The 18,363-nt window shown below is 47.1% G+C and carries 18 protein-coding genes; 7 read left to right on the plus strand and 11 right to left on the minus strand.

Annotated features, from left to right (window positions below; genetic code table 11):
- Positions 1-446: 446 nt before the first annotated feature.
- The 7 genes from L7D49_RS01665 to L7D49_RS01695 form a co-directional block, all read right to left on the minus strand.
- Complete coding sequence (locus tag L7D49_RS01665; RefSeq protein WP_238079095.1) at positions 447-1,274, minus strand: undecaprenyl-diphosphate phosphatase; 828 nt, start codon at positions 1,272-1,274, stop codon at positions 447-449.
- Between the two features lie 6 nt (positions 1,275-1,280).
- Positions 1,281-1,892: a DedA family protein gene (locus L7D49_RS01670; protein ID WP_238079096.1), complete on the minus strand. Its 612-nt coding sequence runs from the start codon at positions 1,890-1,892 to the stop codon at positions 1,281-1,283.
- 345 nt (positions 1,893-2,237) lie between these two features.
- On the minus strand, positions 2,238-3,527 hold the full coding sequence (locus tag L7D49_RS01675; RefSeq protein WP_238079097.1) for a DUF4139 domain-containing protein: 1,290 nt from the start codon (positions 3,525-3,527) through the stop codon (positions 2,238-2,240).
- Between the two features lie 579 nt (positions 3,528-4,106).
- On the minus strand, positions 4,107-5,729 hold the full coding sequence (locus L7D49_RS01680) for a long-chain fatty acid--CoA ligase (RefSeq protein ID WP_238079098.1): 1,623 nt from the start codon (positions 5,727-5,729) through the stop codon (positions 4,107-4,109).
- A gap of 108 nt (positions 5,730-5,837) precedes the next feature.
- On the minus strand, positions 5,838-6,989 hold the full coding sequence (locus L7D49_RS01685) for an acyl-CoA dehydrogenase family protein (RefSeq protein WP_238079099.1): 1,152 nt from the start codon (positions 6,987-6,989) through the stop codon (positions 5,838-5,840).
- 11 nt (positions 6,990-7,000) lie between these two features.
- A complete protein-coding gene (locus L7D49_RS01690) occupies positions 7,001-7,771 on the minus strand; it encodes an SDR family NAD(P)-dependent oxidoreductase (protein ID WP_238079100.1) in 771 nt (256 codons plus the stop codon).
- A gap of 13 nt (positions 7,772-7,784) precedes the next feature.
- Positions 7,785-8,936, minus strand: coding sequence for a thiolase family protein (locus L7D49_RS01695; RefSeq protein ID WP_238079101.1), 1,152 nt, complete (start codon positions 8,934-8,936; stop codon positions 7,785-7,787).
- Positions 8,937-9,125: 189 nt separating this feature from the next.
- On the opposite strand from L7D49_RS01695, the gene L7D49_RS01700 reads away from it, so the two are divergent.
- The 5 genes from L7D49_RS01700 (at position 9,126) to L7D49_RS01720 (ending at position 12,669) form a co-directional block, all read left to right on the plus strand.
- On the plus strand, positions 9,126-9,473 hold the full coding sequence (locus L7D49_RS01700; RefSeq protein WP_238079102.1) for a lmo0954 family membrane protein: 348 nt from the start codon (positions 9,126-9,128) through the stop codon (positions 9,471-9,473).
- A gap of 13 nt (positions 9,474-9,486) precedes the next feature.
- The gene (locus L7D49_RS01705) at positions 9,487-10,119 is read left to right on the plus strand and encodes a PspA/IM30 family protein (protein ID WP_238079103.1); all 633 of its coding nucleotides are present in this window, start codon (positions 9,487-9,489) and stop codon (positions 10,117-10,119) included.
- Positions 10,120-10,311: 192 nt separating this feature from the next.
- Positions 10,312-11,013, plus strand: a complete 702-nt coding sequence (gene liaF / locus L7D49_RS01710; RefSeq protein WP_238079104.1) for a cell wall-active antibiotics response protein LiaF — start codon at positions 10,312-10,314, stop codon at positions 11,011-11,013.
- Positions 11,010-12,062: a sensor histidine kinase gene (locus L7D49_RS01715; RefSeq protein WP_238079105.1), complete on the plus strand. Its 1,053-nt coding sequence runs from the start codon at positions 11,010-11,012 to the stop codon at positions 12,060-12,062. Before liaF ends, L7D49_RS01715 begins: the two co-directional genes overlap by 4 nt.
- Positions 12,037-12,669, plus strand: coding sequence for a response regulator (locus L7D49_RS01720; RefSeq protein WP_238079106.1), 633 nt, complete (start codon positions 12,037-12,039; stop codon positions 12,667-12,669). The genes L7D49_RS01715 and L7D49_RS01720 overlap by 26 nt, the downstream gene beginning before the upstream one ends.
- Before the next feature lie 46 nt (positions 12,670-12,715).
- Here the strand turns inward: L7D49_RS01720 and L7D49_RS01725 are convergent, their stop codons facing one another.
- Positions 12,716-14,566 carry a mechanosensitive ion channel gene (locus L7D49_RS01725; protein WP_238079112.1) on the minus strand — a complete coding sequence of 617 codons (1,851 nt, stop codon included), beginning with the start codon at positions 14,564-14,566 and terminating at the stop codon, positions 12,716-12,718.
- A gap of 268 nt (positions 14,567-14,834) precedes the next feature.
- Between L7D49_RS01725 and L7D49_RS01730 the strand changes: the two genes are divergently transcribed.
- Positions 14,835-15,008, plus strand: coding sequence for a hypothetical protein (locus L7D49_RS01730; protein WP_238079107.1), 174 nt, complete (start codon positions 14,835-14,837; stop codon positions 15,006-15,008).
- Positions 15,009-15,257: 249 nt separating this feature from the next.
- Here L7D49_RS01730 and L7D49_RS01735 read toward each other — a convergent pair whose 3' ends face one another.
- Positions 15,258-15,716 carry a DinB family protein gene (locus L7D49_RS01735; protein ID WP_238079108.1) on the minus strand — a complete coding sequence of 153 codons (459 nt, stop codon included), beginning with the start codon at positions 15,714-15,716 and terminating at the stop codon, positions 15,258-15,260.
- Between the two features lie 73 nt (positions 15,717-15,789).
- Positions 15,790-16,131, minus strand: coding sequence for a hypothetical protein (locus L7D49_RS01740; RefSeq protein ID WP_238079109.1), 342 nt, complete (start codon positions 16,129-16,131; stop codon positions 15,790-15,792).
- A 129-nt stretch (positions 16,132-16,260) separates the two neighbouring features.
- On the opposite strand from L7D49_RS01740, the gene L7D49_RS01745 reads away from it, so the two are divergent.
- On the plus strand, positions 16,261-16,911 hold the full coding sequence (locus tag L7D49_RS01745; protein WP_238079110.1) for a CPBP family intramembrane glutamic endopeptidase: 651 nt from the start codon (positions 16,261-16,263) through the stop codon (positions 16,909-16,911).
- Here L7D49_RS01745 and L7D49_RS01750 read toward each other — a convergent pair.
- A complete protein-coding gene (locus tag L7D49_RS01750) occupies positions 16,905-17,942 on the minus strand; it encodes a potassium channel family protein (protein ID WP_238079111.1) in 1,038 nt (345 codons plus the stop codon). The genes L7D49_RS01745 and L7D49_RS01750 overlap by 7 nt on opposite strands.
- Positions 17,943-18,363 lie beyond the last annotated feature (421 nt).

The following is an 18,363-nucleotide window of genomic DNA, read 5'->3' on the forward strand; positions in this document are numbered from 1 at the left end:
GAAGCCAAGCCCATGGAAAGCGAAGTTGCGCTCACTGCCGATTGGTTTATGCAATTCTATTCATCTCAAAGTGACTTTGTCTACAGTCTGAATCCATCTCATTTTTTTGAGATGGATTTTTTCTTTTATCGCAACTTTGATTTACGCAACGATATGAGCACTTTTGGCGATATACGAGCACACCCACGACTTTTTCGAGCACTCTTCGCGATATTCGCGCACTTCTCAACTGATTCGAGCACTCTTCCCGATATACGAGCACTTCCAAGGCTTATTCGAGCACTCTTCGCAATATACGAGCACTCACACACCCGATTCAGGCACGCCCCATGAAGTACGCACTTCCATGCCTCTCTCGACATGAGCAAGCATGTCACCCTTTAATGAAGCATTTGATTCACACAAAAAAACCTTCGCACATGAAAAGTGCGAAGGTCTATTTGTTATTAGGCAAACACGATGATTGCCAAGATAACAGCTAAAATAATACGGTAAATCGCAAATGGCACGAGTTTGATCTTGGAAATCAGCTTCAAGAAGAAGCGGATGGAAATGAGCGAGAATACAAACGCACTCAGGAATCCGACAATGTAGAAGGAAATATGGTCCATCGACATGTACTCCCAGTTTTTCATGACGGATACTAAGCTCGCCCCCGCCATAATTGGCACTGCCATGATGAATGTAAAATCAGCTGCAGTCCGGTGATTTAATCCGAACAGGACACCACCCGAGATTGTGGCACCGGAGCGTGAAAATCCTGGCCACAATGATAGACATTGAACGAGACCGACTGTGAAGGCCTGGACATACGTAATTTGATCCAACGATTGGACACGCGGCTTTTTCGGTCCGAATTTATCTGCGACAATCATCAGGATAGCTCCCGCCACAAGGGCAAAAATTACGGTCTTAACGCCAAACAAGTAATCATCGATCAAATCCTTGAATGCAAATCCCAACACAACAGCTGGCAGCATTCCGATAATGACGTGCAATAGATTGAAGCTCTTGCTCATTTTCTTACCATTCACATTGTATAGGCCGACCAAGCTGAATAACCGTTTCCAGAACACCACAACGACCGCTAATATCGAACCTAACTGGATGACGATTTTAAATGTAATTGCAGGATATTTCCCAAGAAACTCCTCTGTTTTCAGCCACATATCATCCACGATGATTAAGTGACCTGTCGAAGAAACGGGCGCGAACTCTGTCATGCCCTCCACAAAACCAAGTATTAGTGCTTTTAGCAATTCGAATAAATCCATAAGTAATTAAGCTCTCTTTCTGCGGAAGCGGATATACCAAAGAACAACCGCGATCCCGCCAATTCCTAATAAAATATAAACTACTGTCGAGTAGATGTCCATGTATTCCAGGACAGCCTCCCAGTTTTCACCCAACTTTGCGCCTACTAGGACAAGAATTGTATTCCATGCCAGACTGCCAATCGCAGTCAGCAAAATGAACAGCGGAAAATTCATTCGCGCCATTCCTGCCGGTACCGAAATGAGGCTTCTCACTAACGGAATCAGGCGACATAGCAAAACTGCCCACACTCCGAATTTGCGGAACCAGGCATCGACCCGGTGGATATCTTTGCGGGTAATCCGCAAGATCCCTCCCCATCTGTCGACTAACTTTTCCAGCCGTTCCACGTCAAACAGCATGCCGATACTAAATAGAATCATTGCGCCCACGACCGAACCCGCCGTTGCAGCTAAAATGACGCCTACAACTGTCATGTCGGAATACGTCGTCATAAAACCACCAAACGTCAGGATGACTTCGGAAGGGATGGGAGGAAAGACATTTTCGAATAAAATCAAAAGACAAATACCAAAATACCCGAAGTTGGACATGAATTCCGTAATCCAGTTTTCCATAATACCTCCTGCGCTCTTTTAACTTTACTAAATCAACCAATCGAGCGCAACACTAATAGGACGGACCCTTTTTCGAATGGTTGCCTTCTCCTTTACCACCATACGCAAGTCCACGAACCATTATGTAATGACTTGGCCGAAATGTGGATAACTCTCCGAATTTCAACTTTATCCACGATTTTATGTTAATAAGTCTAACAAAGTGTTAATAATTTCGGAATTTTCATTAACAAAAGAAAAAAGTTGTTCACAGCTTAATAAAATTAAGGGGGACATTGTGCATTGAAAAAGCACCATCCCACCTAAAAATGGATGGTGCCTCACAAATTATCCCTATGTCGGAGTCTAGAATCCGATGGTTCGACGTGCAGAACGGTCATGGCGAATAGTGAACTTCACGGTCTCTTCTTGATCCACCGCTACATTGACAGGCAGCAAAATATTGTTTTGTTTCTTTTCCCACTCATGAGATGATTCATCGACCGTCCAGAGACGTCCGGGCACTTGCTGACGAATCAACGCCTCGATTGGTTCGCCTTTTGTATTGACGATTTTATACTGGTATTCCGTGTATTCATAGCCGCCTTCTTTATATTTGCCACTTTCCTTGCTTTCCACTTTAATATCGCATGCCTCACCCGATTTCAGCCGGACCTTTTTATTCACTTCAGTATGCTTAATCCTGTCTTCTCCAATAAACTCAGCACTTCCATCCACTGGATTCGTCCGGTACATTTTGAAAGTCCCTTCAGGCAATGGAAAGCCGAGACCGTTCTCCTCAGTATTCTCAAATTCAATATAGATGTCCGGGTTGGACGATTGGCTATTCACTTCATAAATCGTTTGCGCCTTTGAACCTGCTGACGAAAGCAGGCGCAACAATTTCTGCTGGCGGTTTTCCAATGTGATGGGTGTCGGGAATGTATACGTATGAAAATCCGAAAAGGAGTCGCTTTGTTTACCCCCGCCTTTTGGGGACAGCTCTTGATTTCCCGTCTTTTGGTTTTCATTCCCCGCCTTGTTCAGCGTACCGGAAATCAAACGTAAATTCGCGTCTTTATAGGCAACACCCGAAACATTTGTCATCGTCAGCCAAGCCGACAAGTCAAACTTGTCTCCATGCAAGGAGATGACATAGTCTGCCTCCCATTTGACGCCGTCCGTCAAGTAAGAAACACACACTTCACTTTCCCGTTTTTCAGCGACCTTCCAGACGAGCGTCGGCTTGGCGTGCAGACCCTCGGGATTTTGCGGAAACCGGATTTCCCCTCGCGGATCCAGCACAATCTCTCCTGTTTCCGCATCTTGCAGAACAAGAGGATTTCCCGGACGGAGCAGCGTATAAAGACGGCCATCCCGATCCAGGCTACCGTATACTTTCACTTCACGGCCGACATATTTTTCGAGCAAGCTTTGTTGATCAAGCAAATCAAAAGAATACTCGAGCTCCGACACATCCATCCCTTCAATAATGATGGAGTCGGCCTCAATACGCCTTGCCACCTCCGTGAAATGAACCGTGTGATCCTCACTGATTTCAGGAACTTGCCGTGTATCTTTGACTAGCGCAAAACCATCATTATAAACAGTTAGCGAGCAAGCAGTAGCATTCGCTGTCGTAATGGGTGTTGGCATTCTATGACCTCCAATTTCCTCACAATTTTTCACTTCATAGTATTAACCCCAACGCCGATTTGAGTCCCACTACCGCTATTCCCTTTTTTCAAAAAACAAAGCGCATTTTTTCCATTTTTGTAGATGGCCTTGTTCATTAACTTTCAATGCCTGAAAATCTTCACTGTTGTTACGGATGACTTGCTAAATAACCGTAATTGAAGCATCTTGATTTAGCCTGCCTACAATAGATGGATAGCTCGCAACGGGTGAAATAAATCCACTTCAAACAAGTGTGCATGACTCCTGTGCTCGTTCATTACCTCATCGCTTCCATCAAACATAAATCACCGTACCCGAGCATAAACCTCCTACACGCGCGCATAACACCACCGCAACCGAGCATAGACCTACCACACCCGAGCATAACATCACTGCAACCGAGCATTAACCTCCCACACCCGCTCATAACATCACTGCAACCGAGCATAAACTACCACACCCGCGCATAACACCACGCAAACGCCCCCCGACCAACCTCTATCCTTCTCCTCTTCCACACAAAAAAAGCCACCCGATTTCGGATGGCCTTCTCTTCTATTACACTTCCACCTGATATTCCTTCAATTGATCACGTAACGCCGCTTTCAAGAACTTACCGACGGAGGTCTTCGGAATTTCGTTTAGGAAAACGACATCGTCTGGAACCCACCATTTTGCGAACTGCCCTTCCATGTAGGAGAGGAGTTCTTTCTTTTTCTCCTCGTCTGCGGTCCGTCCTTCTTTCAGGACGACGCAAGCGAGTGGCCGTTCTTGCCATTTTTCATGCGGCACGGCGATGACGGCCGCTTCGAATACGTCTTCGTGGGTCATCAAGGCATTTTCCAAGTCTACAGAGGAAATCCATTCGCCGCCGCTCTTGATCAAATCTTTCGTCCGGTCCGTCAGCTTCAAGTAGCCAAATTCTGTCATGACGGCGATGTCCCCCGTGTACAGCCAGCCATCTTTAAACGCTTCTTCGGTTCGCTCGTCTTTGTAATATTCGCTCGCGATCCATGGTCCGCGGACTGTCAGCTCGCCCATAGTCTTGCCGTCCCATGGCACTTCCCCGTTTTCGTTGACGACGCGGACTTCGAGCCCCGGCATGATGAGTCCTTGTAAGGCCCGAATATCGATTTTCTCGTCCATCGTGAGGTCTTCCATGCCTGAGGTGTAGACAGACAAACTGACGAGCGGCGATGTTTCGGTCATGCCGTATCCAACAATGAAAGGCACGCCATACCGTTCTTCAAACGCACGGATCAATCCTTTTGGCGACGCCGAACCGCCGCAGACGATTGCCCGCAAAGAGGATAGGTCTCTCGGGTTTTCGTCCTGCTCCTTCAACACCGCTAACCAAATGGTTGGTACGCCGGCTGTGATCGTCACCTTTTCTTGTTCAATCAAATCGAGCAGCAGCTGCGGAGTGAATCCAGGTCCCGGCAACACTTGCGTCGATCCGAAGAAGACAGCGGCGAACGGCATTCCCCATGCATTCACATGGAACATTGGCACGACCGGCATGATGACATCGTTTTCCCTCATACCCATTGCGTCGGCAAGCCCCAGTGCATAGCTATGAAGAACAATGCCACGGTGTGTGTACACGACGCCTTTTGGATTGCCTGTTGTCGCAGAAGTATAGCACATGCCTGCAGGTGTGTTTTCATCGAGATCTTCCGGATAGTCGTATTGATCGGAAGCTTCTTCGAGCAGGGCTTCATAGGAGTGGACATTCTCAAGCGACGTTTCCGGCACGTCCTTGCTGTCCCCCATGATGACGTAGTGCTTGACCGTTTTCAGCAATGGCGCCAGTTTCGCTAGATGTGGAAATAGATTGTCATCGACGAGTAGAATTTCATCCTCGGCATGATTAATGACATAGGCGATATGTTCCGGCGCCAGCCGGATATTCACCATATGCAGGATTGCCCCAGTGCTCGGCACGCCAAAATAGGCTTCGAGGTGTCGATGATGATTCCAGCCGAACGTTCCCACTTTCGTTCCTCTTGTCATCCCTAGTTTTTCAAGTGCATTCGATAATTTCCGCGTCCGTTTTGCGAAATCCCGATACGGAATCCGGTGAATAGTATCCGGTCCTGTGCGTGAAATGATCAGCTTGTCCGGAAAAAACTGCTCCGCCCTTTTAATAAATGACGATAGTAATAATGGTGTTTGCATCATGTGAAACGCTCCCCTTTTCCATTCCATATTTTTTGATGCTTGTACAACCTGATCCTGGCCGGGCACAGTACACCCCACAGTACGTTATGTGCCCAGCGCTCTCTGTATTCATTTCAAGCCGAGATTTTTGGCGATGATCATCTTCATAACTTCATTCGTCCCCGCGTAGATGGAGGCGACCGGGATATCTCGGAATCTGCGCGCAATTTTATATTCTTCCATATAGCCGTATCCGCCGTGCAACTGCATGCATTCTGTCGCAATGTCCCGCGCCGTCTCAGTAATCCAATACTTTGCCATCGATACTTTCGTGACGACATCCTTTCCAGCCATATGATCTTCGATGAGCGATTCAAGGAACGCCTTGCCCAGTTCAATTTTCGTCGCCACCTCGGCGAGTTTAAACTGTGTATTTTGGAAAGAGCCGATCGATCGGCCAAATGCCTGCCGTGACTTTACGTAGTCGAGCGTCATTTCCAACATATCTTCCGAAGCGGTCTGCGCGGCAATCGCCACAATAAGGCGTTCCTGCTGCAATTTTTCCATCAAATACGTAAAGCCTTTCCCTTCTTCTCCAATCAAATTGTCGGCTGGAACCCGGCAGTCCTCAAAGTAAAGCTCTGCCGTGTCCTGCGAGTGCATGCCGACTTTATCCAACTTTCGACCCTTCGAGAAACCGGGTGTCCTTTCCTCAATCATGAGCAAACTTATGCCGCGGTGTTTCGGCTGGGATTGGGGATCGGTTTTCACGACGACAAGAAAAAGGTTGCCGTTAATGCCATTTGTAATAAATGTCTTCTGCCCATTTACTACAAAATGTTCCCCATCCCGGATTGCCGTCGTTCGAATATTCGCAAGGTCGGAGCCCGTTCCCGGCTCAGTCATGGCGACCCCTGTGATATAGTCGCCGCTAATACAGCCGGGAAGCCACTGTTGCTTTTGCTCTTCGGTACCGTATGCTTCTATATAAGGGACTACAATATCATTATGCAGGCCGACACCCGTCAGACCCGCTCCAACCCGCTCCATTTCTTCGCCGATGATGACGCCATAGCTGAAATCAAGACCGAGTCCGCCATAAGCTTCCTCTACTTGCGGACAGAGGAACCCCATTTCGCCGAGCTTCTTCCAAAAGGCGGTCGGTATGAGACGGTTCCTTTCCCAATCCTCGAAATGAGGAACCGCCTCTTTTGCGAGAAATTTACGGAGCGTTTCCCGAAACATCTCGTGTTCATCCGTCTCGAAACGGTATCTTGCCATTCCCATCCCCCTCACTTCGCTTGCATTCGAATTGCACCATCTAACCGAATCACTTCGCCATTCAATAACGGGTTGCTTAAAATGCTTTCAACAAGCATCGCATACTCTTCAGGGCGGCCAAGCCGTTTCGGAAACAGCGTCAGCTCCTCAAGTGATTTGCGCGCAGGTTCCGGCAACCCCGCGAATAGTGGCGTTTCAACGAGACCAGGCGCGATTGTCATGACACGGATGCCACTTGCCGCCAGCTCCCTCGCAATCGGCAATGTCATGGAAACGACGCCCCCTTTGGATGCGCTATAGGCCGCCTGCCCAATTTGCCCCTCAAAAGCTGCGACCGAAGCCGTGTTGATAATGACGCCACGCTCACCGTGCTTATTTGGTTCATTGGACTGCATCGCAGCAGCTGCGACACGCAGCACATTGAACGTGCCGATCAAATTGACCTGAATCACTTTTTCAAAACGGTCCAGCGCCATCGGACCGCCTTTAGAAACGACCTTCCCCGGCGTTGCAATGCCTGCGCAATTTACGGCTGCATTGATCGACCCGAACGCTTTGACTGCTTCCGCAACATTTGCTTCCACCTCATTAGGACTTGCCACATCCGTTTTTCTGAATAAAACCCGGTCATCCCCGAGCTCCTGAACGAGTTTTTGACCCAATTCTTCATTCACATCAAAAATGGCCGCTTTTCCGCCAAACTCCACGATTCGACGAACTGTCGCCTCACCCAGCCCCGAGGCGCCGCCCGTAACAACGGCACAAATCGACTTCATTTCCATTAGTAACTCCCCCTTATCCCAACCGTTCGATAATCGTCGCGTTCGCCATGCCCATCCCTTCACAAATTGCGAGCAGCCCATACCTTCCGCCCGTCCGCTTTAATTCATTCATCATGGAAATGAGCAATTTAGTTCCCGTTGCCCCAAGTGGATGGCCTAACGCAATGGCGCCTCCGTTCGGATTCAATTTTTCCGGATCAGCTCCGGTCTCGATTAACCAGGCAAGCGGAACGGGGGCAAACGCTTCATTTACCTCATACGTATCCATATCATTAATCGTCAATCCGGCTTTCTCCAACACTTTTCGAGTCGCTTCGATTGGACCTGTCAGCATGAGCGTCGGATCCGAGCCGACAACAGATCTCGCCACAATTCGAGCAATCGGTTTCACGCCAAGTTCTTCCGCTTTCTCCTTCGACATGAGCAATACGGCCGAAGCGCCATCGCTCATCTGGCTGGCATTCCCTGCTGTTATAACTCCGCTTTCATCGAATACAGTTTTCAATCCGGCAAGCGATTCCATCGTCGAATCTGGTCGAGGCCCTTCATCTTGTAGAAGGAGAGCCTTCGAACCATCTTCCCGCTCCACTTCCACAGGGACGATCTCAGCAGAAAACTTCCCTTCCATGATGGCGTCCATTGCCTTATGATGGCTCTCTAGTGCATAAGCGTCCAGCACTTCACGGGATAATCCCCATTTTTCCGCAATCCGCTCAGCTGAAAGCCCTTGATTGATAATTTCATGCTTGCTTGTCAGCAACGCACTTGGCTTTGCTTCCCCTATATTTGAAAACATTGGGACCCGCGTCATGCTTTCTACTCCTCCAGCAATGACGATATCCATGTCTCCTGAAGCAATTGCCTGAGATGCGAAATGAACGGCTTGCTGACTCGAACCGCATTGCCTGTCAATCGTCACACCGGGCACATGGATAGGAAAATCCGCAATCAATGCAGCAGTCCTCGCGATGTTTCCCCCTTGTTCGCCAGATTGCGTCACACATCCTAAAATGACATCATCGACAAGCCCTTTGTCGATACCTGCCCGATACACCAATTCATCGAGCACTTTGGCTGCCAGTTCATCCGGACGGTAGTGTGAAAAACCGCCTTTTCTTCGTCCGACAGCTGTGCGCACCCCTTCTACAATGACTACTTCACGCATGCTCATCCCCCATTTCTCTGAATTAAATAACTTTTCATATAGTTTAAGTTTACATGAAAGGGCTTTCTTTTGCCAATCTGACCTAGAACGAATCGGTCTCAAGTCGTAGGCGCAAATCCGTTTCACGCCCGTATGGATCTCTTTCGAATCAGCGTACGATATGAATATAACGAAGGGAGGAACAACAACATGAAGAAATTTGGTCTCGCGTTACTTGGCATTACGGCAGCGATCGTTGTCCTCGCAAATGTAGGATCGCTAATCGGACTTGCCGTTTCGGCCGCCATTGCATTCGCCGGTGTCCATTATTATAGGAAGACAGATTCGACATTCCTGAAGCTGTTTTGGGGATTCGTCCTTGTCATTGGTTTATTGACAGCAATCTCCAATATTCCAGCCTTTATTGCCATCATTGCAATGCTTGCCGTGTACTGGGTATGGCGTCAATGGGATGGTAAGAAAAAAGACGACATTATCACACAGAGCGACGATCCGTTCGTCAACTTCGAACGCCAATGGAACGAAATTACAAAATAAGGAGGAACTACAGATGAACTCATTATGGAACCGATTCAAATACACAGTCCAAGCCGATTTGCACACATTGCTCGACAAAAAGGAAAATAAAAACCCGATTGCGATGTTAAACCAATACATTCGCGAAGCGGAAAAGCAAACCGAGTCCGTCGGTAAATTGTTGGATCGCCAAGCGAAATTAAAAGAAGAGCTGGAAAAAGAACTGGCAGCAGCGGAAGCAATGGCTGAAAAGCGGCGCGGGCAGCTTGAACTTGCTAACGCGACAGGCGAAGAAGACCTAGTTGCCTTTGCCGAGCAAGAAGTAGGCTCCTACGAAAAACGGGCATCCGAGCTATCCGGCAGCGTAACGGAAGCTGCCTATGAATTGATGTCATTGGAACGGAAATTTGAAGAAATGAAACATAAAGTGAAGGATATGAAAGTCCGCCAGCTTCAACTGATGGGCAAGGAAAATGTCACACGCGCTCATCGCCGTATGGACCAGATCATTTCGCCAGAAAACAAAGACATGTCCAATATGGATGAAATGAAAGCGTACATTGATAACCTCGGCGGTAAAATTCAGAAGGACTACGAATCATCGTCCATGGAGCGCAGACTTGAATTACTCGAGAAAAATGCTCCAAAACGCGAGGAAATTGTGTAAACTATAGAAGATGAGGAAGGATGACCCTTAATGGGGTCATCCTGTTCCGATTCAGTGTCTTTCTGCTAGGAATTACGGAGAAATTTCCACGAAATTCGACGCATCTAACGCAGACCGCCGTTTTTCAATTGGCCGTTATCAACCCGTCCTTGCCCATAAGGACCATCCGACAACAAGAAGGGGGCATCACAATTGAGAGCATTCGATACAAATAAGATGACATTTTGGATTGCCGCTTTTGGTCTTCTCGTATTTGTGGAGGCCGCTTTTCTCGGAAACGGAAATATCATCTTCCTCCTTCTTGGAGCCGGATTGCTTTATTTCGGTGTGAAGAAGCGTTCCAAGTGGATCTCTTTCACCGGCATCTTCTTTGTCGTATTGGCACTTCTTAATTTATGGAGTTTACGCCTGCTCATTTTCGCTAGCCTAGCATATATTCTCTATAAGTTATGGAAGGGTGTTCCCGCCGAGACAATTATGCGGCCATTGAAAGAGCTGCAGAACGTCACGCCTAACGGCATTTGGAAGAATAAATTATTTTCAGTGCAAACCTCACCCTTCTCATCATATGAATGGGAAGATGTCCATATCCAAGGTTTCTTTGGCGATATCAATGTGGATGTAACAGACACTGTTCTGCCGAAGAGGACGTCATTCATCGCCATTAGACAAGGACTCGGCCGGGTGAAGGTCGAATTGCCTTATGAAATACCGGTCCGCATCCATTACACGACACTTTTCGGGGAAGCACGAATTTTGGACATTAGCCCGAAACGGATGATTAACGAAACGCTGCATTTCCAGGATGGATATGAAATGGAACGCGTCGATGCAGCTGAACTGATCATTTCCGTCACGACTTGGATTGGTGATATCGAGGTGATACGCAAATGACAGCTTTTATCGGACGCAGTTTGTATCTTATCCTGCTGTTCATTACCATCACGGTCGCCTATTTTTATCTATTCCTCGGCTTGCCTTTAAAGGATGGCTGGCGAATTTTTGTGGAAGCGACCTATTCAGAAGTGCCCCTCGGCATATGGATTTTGGCAAGCTGTATATTGCTCAGCGGCTATCTTTCCTTTTGGATGGGCTCCATCGCCAGAGCCAAAGAGAAGGCAATTGAGAAGCGGTTGCGAACTGTCGTGGACAGCGAAGAAATCGTCAAAGCAAAAAAACGGTTTTCTCCACGGATCGACCGGACGCTCGAGGATATTTCCAACGTCCTGGTAACGCAGCGGAAAAGCTTACAGCGCATCACCGATGAACGGGCAGAAGCGCAAGATAAACTGATTCAAGAGCGGATTGTCCAGGAACGGCAGCGATTGGCGCGCGAGCTTCATGATTCTGTTTCACAGCAACTATTTGCCGCCTCCATGCTACTCTCTGCCATCACGGAGCAAGGAGATTCAGATGACCCGAAGCAAAAGCCGCTCCTTCAAGTCGAACGGATGGTGCAGCAGGCTCAATTGGAAATGCGGGCCCTTCTGCTTCACTTACGCCCCGCGGCATTAAACAATAAATCATTGAAAGAAGGATTAGAAGATTTATTGCTGGAATTAAAAGAGAAAGTCACCTTCGACATCCGTTTTCGCCTAGAGGAAGTTTCCCTTTCAAAAGGGGCGGAGGACCATTTATTCCGCATCGCCCAGGAAACGCTGTCCAATACGCTCCGGCATGCCCAGGCAACAGAAGTGGATGTGCTTTTCGTCCAGCGCGATGGCCTCGTCATCTTCCGGGTGCAGGATAATGGAGTTGGCTTCAAGGAGAACGAAGATGGAAAAGGCGGCTCCTACGGACTGCAAAATGTGAAGGAGCGTGCCATCGAAGTTGGGGGCACGTGTAAAATCGTATCGGTCCCTTCCCAAGGTACGATCGTTGAAGTGAAACTGCCAGCTCGGAAAGGAGAAGAACTGAATGATACGGATTCTATTAGCGGATGACCACGAAATGGTGCGCATCGGCGTTTCTGCGTATTTACAGACGCAACCCGACATGGAAGTCGTCGGAGAAGCGGCAAATGGCCGGGAAGCCGCCGAAAAAGCATTGGAATTGCGTCCGGATATTATATTAATGGACATGGTCATGCCCGAAATGAATGGCGCCGAAGCTACAGCTGCTATCATCAAGCAATGGCCGGAAGCGAAAATAGTCATCGTCACGAGCTTTTTAGATGATGATAAAGTCTACCCTGCTCTGGAGGCCGGCGCCATCAGCTACATATTGAAGACATCCAACGCCAAACGGATCGCCGAAGCCATTCGCGACACGTTAAAAGGCCAGACCGTTCTAGAGCCCGAAGTGACGACAAAAATGATGCAAAAAATGCGCTCCGGAAACGAAAGACGGCTACATGATGAACTGACAGAGCGTGAAATGGAAATCTTGCTTCTTCTCGCGCAAGGCAAAACGAATCAGGACATTGCCGACGAATTGTTCATTGCTTTGAAAACCGTCAAGACCCACGTCAGCAACCTGCTCTCCAAACTGGAAGTGCAAGACCGGACCCAGGCGGTCATTTACGCATTCAAACATGAACTTGTAAAATAAATAACCTGCACTCACGCATCGCTTGGCATGAGTGCAGGTTTTTCGTTTACGGTCGATATGGAGGATTTTCCGGATCTTCCCCGCGATTTGGATCAAAAGGATATTCTTCACCTGGATCCGTCGTATTAAAACCGTCCGGATTGGTTTGATTGAACTGAGTCGGATCGGCAGGATTGATCGGATTCGTCCTATCAGCATCCGCTGGGTCGGATAATGGAAGTTCATCCGATCCGGTGATGCCATGATTCGGTTCAAAATCCTGCGCATTTGGATAGTCATGAGAGCCGTGATTGCGTGCCATGCGACTGCGGCTTTGTTGAGCTGTTTCATCCACCGCTTGTTGTGCACGGTCGACGTTTTGCTTCGCCTGGCTCTTCATCTCACGTTTCTCCTGCTCCCACTTCTTTTTGGAAACATCGGCTTGTTGCAGGCTTGTCTCCATTTTCGATAAATATCGAGAGGCATGTTCTCTTCCACCTAGTCCAAACGCGAGACCGAATGCCAAGGCAACACCGCCCAAAATGAGGATAAACGCTGCATTAATAATGGCTGGCGCTATGCCCAATTGGCTGAGTGCCATGAAGAAGGCGAAAGCCAAAATAGCATACTTTGCCACATAACGTAGAACATGAGGAGCACCTGCCTTCGTCGTCATAATGCTGCCGACGAATTTCTCCGCAAGATTCGCAAGCCAGAAGCCGACCGCCAAAATAACAAGTGCGGCGATGACCATCGGCAAGTAAGCAAAAATGCCAGTCGCCAGCGTCACCATGAATTTCAACTTCAGAATTTGCAATGCTTCAACTACAAACAGGAGAATGACAACGATTTGGACAATCGTTCCGATTATTTGTGAGAGAGACGGAACGGTCGTGCCCGTCGTCCGGACGCCCATTTTACCAAAGAGTGAATTGATGCCGAGGTTGTCCAGTAGTGCGACGACAATGCCTTTGACCCAGCGGGCCAGCATAATTCCGACAAGTACAAGGAACACGGCAACCGCGATTTTCGGAATCATTGTCAAAATATCATTCAACATGGCAATAGCCGGTTGAGAGATTCCTTCCAGATCAAGCACTTCCAGCGCTGAGATCGTCACTGGAATCATAATGAGAATAAACACGATAGTTCCAATTACGCCCGAAACGCTTGTCCCTTTTACATAAGAAGACAGTTTCAGTTTGTGTGCCGCTCTGTCTATACCGACTGATTCAAGCAGCTTCGTCACAAGCGTGCGGACAATTTTAGCTACGACCCAGCCGACTAGGAATATAAGTGTAGCTCCGACCAGCTTCGGAAGGAAGTTCATAATGCTTGTCAGCATGCCTTCAAATGGCCCACTAATTCCGCTTAATCCAAGTGCATGCAGCACAGCCGGGATGAACATGAGCAAGATAAGATAGAAGGCAATATTGGCAGCCGTCTCTACCCATTTGGTCTTATTGACATCTTCCGGTGAACCGCCTGCTTTACTTACATACTTGTTCAAATTCAGCTTTGTCCCTGCAGCCAAGATGACTTTCTTGACGACAAGCGCAAGAACCCATGCCAATAACAGGATCAAACCTGCCTTCAAAATGCTTAAAATCGCACCGCCAATTCCCGAATACATCGTCATGAACGGAGTAGCGATCATGGATGCATTCATAATATTGAAGAACAGAAGGAAGGCGAGCAGCAAAATGATGAAAAAGATGACCTTGCTAATGATCTTTTCCATGTTCCACTTGGAATCCTTGACATCTAGCCTCTCGTTCAGACGGGACTTCTTCATTCGTTTATATACTGCGTTTTCTACCGCTTTCGCAATGAAAAAGCCGACAAGAAGTACAATGAGTCCCATCATTAATTCAGGAAGCCATCTCATCATGCTAGTAAAATAAAAATCCCTGTACATATCATTCAATCGATTGTCCTCCATTCCTTAGAATAATCTACTTGGACTATTCCTATAAATGGAGACGACTAAACCTATTTAACTTAGAAACTGGAAGCTTGTGATAGGGATTTTGTTTTCCTGACTTGTTTTATACAAAAAGAAACCAAATATTGGTTTTCAGTGGAATAAATTTGAGGGTTCTCATATAATATAATTACATGCCTAAAAATATCTTTAAATTCAGTAAACGGATTAAATAATGAACGTTGTGGAAGGAGGGTACGAGGTGAGTAAATATAAAAAACGAACTGTTTACATTTCGATTGTTACACTTGTTTTCTTTTTAACATTATCACTTACAATGAAACACTGGGGATTCTTTTTATGGAGTTTACTGCCTGTCTTTATCGTTATGATGACTGCGTTTACCACTTCCGAGAGGAAAAGTAGTGAGGAATGAAAAATTAAGAAGAGGTAGAAAATGAGCCAATTTAAACGTATACTTTTCGCATCACTTTTAGCCATGCTATTCGTTTCAATCTTGATTAGTGTAACAAACAATCGAATCGTAACTTTTTTAGGCACTTTCTTCATTATTTTATTCTCCGTGCTCATCACAGGCTCGGTGACGAAAAGGAAAAGGGAGAGGGAGAGGAACTGAAAAATGCCCGGCAGCAGAATCTGCGCACCGGACAACCTTAAAAAATTATTATTTTGTGATCCGGCTTAATGCATCGATAATTCCCGTGTGTACCCCTTCATGCCACACGAGAAATTCAACCGTATCTCCGACCGTTTCCATGGACAGCGCGCCAATCGTCATCGGTTTTGCCAATGAAATGTCCATCTTCCCTTCCAGAACAACACGAATTCTGCCAGGCTGTTCTTTCAACGCCTCGAGTAGTTCCTCATGGCTGGGCGTATTCCCGCTCCATTCGCCCGGCCGTGTTCCCGTGCCGAAAAATGCACCCCATTCCGGATGGTGAGCCGTATATTCGGGGCAGACTAAATTGATGAAATACTCCATGGTCGAATAGATATGCCCTGCATTCCAACGAATGGTATTGTTGAATCCTTCCGGCTGCTCGTCCCATGTTGCTGCTTCCGCTCGCTCCAAACGCCCCAACGTATAGTTGCGGGCAAATTCAAATTGTGATAGTGTGCTCATTTCCCCTCATCTCCCTTCCTCTTCATTCTAATCGAATCCACCAAAAAACGGCAATCCTAAATGAGGATGCCGTTCATGCGTTTTGGTCAGCTGGTTTCTTTTTATGTTCATTCCATTTTTCATGGGCTTTATGATTAAATTCTCGATTGTATTCTTCCTGATCTCCATAGGGAAAGCTTTCCCCTGGCTTTAGTACATGGTAATTTGGGTTTCCGCCTTTTTTATTTTCACTGTAAGCGGATGGACTGTTTTTACCGGTTATATCTTCAGCATTTTTTCGGAATTCCTTTGTCCAGTTGGAGTCGGCCGGATCAGATAATGGCAGTTCATCGTAGGTTGTCGGTTTTTTTCCATGGAATAAAATCTTAGGTTCAATATCCTTTTTATTTGGGTACGTACCATCTTTGATTGTCATTACGGATTCCTCCTTTTCCCCTCAAGCAGTAGTTTTCTTCTTTTCCCTCTTTCGACTTCTGATAAACCCTTTTTCTGAAACTTGTTGCTTTTTTTTACGTCTGAATTCATAAAGACATCGAGGTGTTTCATGAAAAAAGGATTTGCCACTTTGTTTCCGTTGTTGAGCATGCTCCTTCTGCTTTGGATCGAGCAAGGTATCGGAGTTACTTATATTTGGAAAACCGTCGCAAAAGTCATGTTGTTTTTACTCATCCCGCTCATCCTATTCAAGGCAACCCGTTTTCCTTTTTTGCGCTTGCGCCAAACCGATCCCACGAGCATTAAGAGAGCAATCTTCGCCGGCTTTGCAGTAATGGGATCGATCATCGGAGCTTTCTTATTGCTTCGCACCCACATCGATCTGAATGCATTAAAAATGGATCTTGCGGATTCGGGCATTACACCGTTAGTCTTCCCTGCCATCGCCCTTTATATCCTCCTCGGAAATTCCCTGCTGGAGGAGTTCTTTTTCCGCGGACTGCTGCCGGATCTATTTGGACAATCCAAACTGCGCCTGCTGCTGCCGCCATTTTTCTTTGCGATCTATCATGTCGCCATCTTTTTACCTTGGTTTACCGCGCCCATCCTGCTACTCGCCATTGGCGGACTTTGGACGGGCGGTTTTATTTTTCAGCTTGCCAATGAAAAATCCGGCACAATCCTGCCCTCATGGATCATACATATGAGTGCGGATTTGGGCATCCTATTGATTGGCGTCTACCTGTTGTATTTTTATTGATCCACCTCAACGCCTAATTCCTTCCGCAGCTTTTCGACGCCTTCTGGATCGCCAATCGCAATGAGCGTGTCGTTATTGCGGAAGACTTCCTCAAAATCAGGATTGCTAATCAGTTTGCCGTTACGCATGATGGCGACGAGGGTGATGCCAAACGTTTTGCGGATATTGACTTGCTCCACGGTTTTTCCGACGAGAGGAGAGTCTTCTTCCAAGACGACTTCCTCCACCATCAGTTCCTTTTTTTCCGATCGAATCAAGTCGTTAATGTAATCCGTACCTTTGGGCTTGATGACCGACATGGCCAGCTCTCGTCCGCCGATTACGGTAGGATTGATAACCCGCGAGGCACCTGCACGTTTCAACACCTCTTCCGAATCCTCACGTTCCGACCGCGCGGCGATTTCAAGATCTTCGTTAAGGCTCTTTGCCGTCAGCGTAATAAAAACATTATCCGCATCGTTAGGAAGAGCTGCAATCAGTGCCCTTGCCTTATCCACTCGCGCCTTAACGAGCATCTCCTTGTCGGTCGGATCACCGATCAACCGTAACGTACCCTGCTCCACGACAGCCAACAGCGCATCCTCATCATCACAAATATATAAAACAGGCACATCCCGCTCCTCTTCCTTCAATTGCCGGTATACTTGCTGGGCGACACGGCCGAAGCCGCACACGATAATATGTCCATCCAACTTGCTGATTTCCTGTTGCATTCTCCGATTCCACACTTTCTTCGATAATTGATTTTCAATTAAAAAGGAAAAGCCGACTCCCAGTGCATAGGTGATAATTCCGACTCCCATCGGAATGAGAAGCAGGGCAAACCAACGGCCTTCCTGCGTGGTCGGATATATATCGCCATAGCCAATCGTCATAATGGAAACAATGGTCATCCAAAAAGCATTGAATGGCGAGATATCCTCAATGTAGACAAAGCCTACCGTTGAAATGGTCAGAAGCATGGCAGTCATTCCAATAATAATGAACAGTCTTCGATAACGAAGTTGTATATCAAGCCAACGTTTCAGCATATGGCGCCTCCTGGACAAAATAAATATTAGATATGTATTCCCTGTAAGCAAGAAACCGCAAACCTTTTAGTTTGAACGCTGAAGTAGGGAGATGAACGTCAATACTTTGAAGCGAACGCCAGATAATCTAAATGAACGCCAGATAATTTAAACGAACGCCAGATAAACAAAATGAACGCCATTAACTCCAGATGAAAGCCAATAAATCCAAGCGAACACCATTAACTTCAGATGAACGACATTAAACCGAAGCGAACGCCATTAACTCCGGATGAACGCCAATAAATCCAAGCGAACGCCATTAACTTCAGATGAACGCCAATAAATCCAAGCGAACGCCATTAACTCCGGATGAACGCCAATAAATCCAAGCGAACACCATTAACTTCAGATGAACGCCAATAAACCGAAACGAAAGCCA

Source organism: Sporosarcina cyprini (assembly GCF_022048975.1).
Taxonomy (GTDB): Bacteria; Bacillota; Bacilli; order Bacillales_A; family Planococcaceae; genus Sporosarcina; species Sporosarcina cyprini.

Excerpts from the sequence above, each read along its gene's own strand:
- L7D49_RS01665 (WP_238079095.1), bottom strand. The coding sequence starts at position 1,274 with ATGGATTTATTCGAATTGCTAAAAGCACTAATACTTGGTTTTGTGGAG.
- L7D49_RS01670 (WP_238079096.1), bottom strand. The coding sequence starts at position 1,892 with ATGGAAAACTGGATTACGGAATTCATGTCCAACTTCGGGTATTTTGGT.
- L7D49_RS01675 (WP_238079097.1), bottom strand. The coding sequence starts at position 3,527 with ATGCCAACACCCATTACGACAGCGAATGCTACTGCTTGCTCGCTAACT.
- L7D49_RS01680 (WP_238079098.1), bottom strand. The coding sequence starts at position 5,729 with ATGATGCAAACACCATTATTACTATCGTCATTTATTAAAAGGGCGGAG.
- L7D49_RS01685 (WP_238079099.1), bottom strand. The coding sequence starts at position 6,989 with ATGGCAAGATACCGTTTCGAGACGGATGAACACGAGATGTTTCGGGAA.
- L7D49_RS01690 (WP_238079100.1), bottom strand. The coding sequence starts at position 7,771 with ATGGAAATGAAGTCGATTTGTGCCGTTGTTACGGGCGGCGCCTCGGGG.
- L7D49_RS01695 (WP_238079101.1), bottom strand. The coding sequence starts at position 8,936 with ATGCGTGAAGTAGTCATTGTAGAAGGGGTGCGCACAGCTGTCGGACGA.
- L7D49_RS01700 (WP_238079102.1), top strand. The coding sequence starts at position 9,126 with ATGAAGAAATTTGGTCTCGCGTTACTTGGCATTACGGCAGCGATCGTT.
- L7D49_RS01705 (WP_238079103.1), top strand. The coding sequence starts at position 9,487 with ATGAACTCATTATGGAACCGATTCAAATACACAGTCCAAGCCGATTTG.
- L7D49_RS01715 (WP_238079105.1), top strand. The coding sequence starts at position 11,010 with ATGACAGCTTTTATCGGACGCAGTTTGTATCTTATCCTGCTGTTCATT.
- L7D49_RS01720 (WP_238079106.1), top strand. The coding sequence starts at position 12,037 with ATGATACGGATTCTATTAGCGGATGACCACGAAATGGTGCGCATCGGC.
- L7D49_RS01725 (WP_238079112.1), bottom strand. The coding sequence starts at position 14,566 with ATGTACAGGGATTTTTATTTTACTAGCATGATGAGATGGCTTCCTGAA.
- L7D49_RS01735 (WP_238079108.1), bottom strand. The coding sequence starts at position 15,716 with ATGAGCACACTATCACAATTTGAATTTGCCCGCAACTATACGTTGGGG.
- L7D49_RS01740 (WP_238079109.1), bottom strand. The coding sequence starts at position 16,131 with ATGACAATCAAAGATGGTACGTACCCAAATAAAAAGGATATTGAACCT.
- L7D49_RS01745 (WP_238079110.1), top strand. The coding sequence starts at position 16,261 with ATGAAAAAAGGATTTGCCACTTTGTTTCCGTTGTTGAGCATGCTCCTT.
- L7D49_RS01750 (WP_238079111.1), bottom strand. The coding sequence starts at position 17,942 with ATGCTGAAACGTTGGCTTGATATACAACTTCGTTATCGAAGACTGTTC.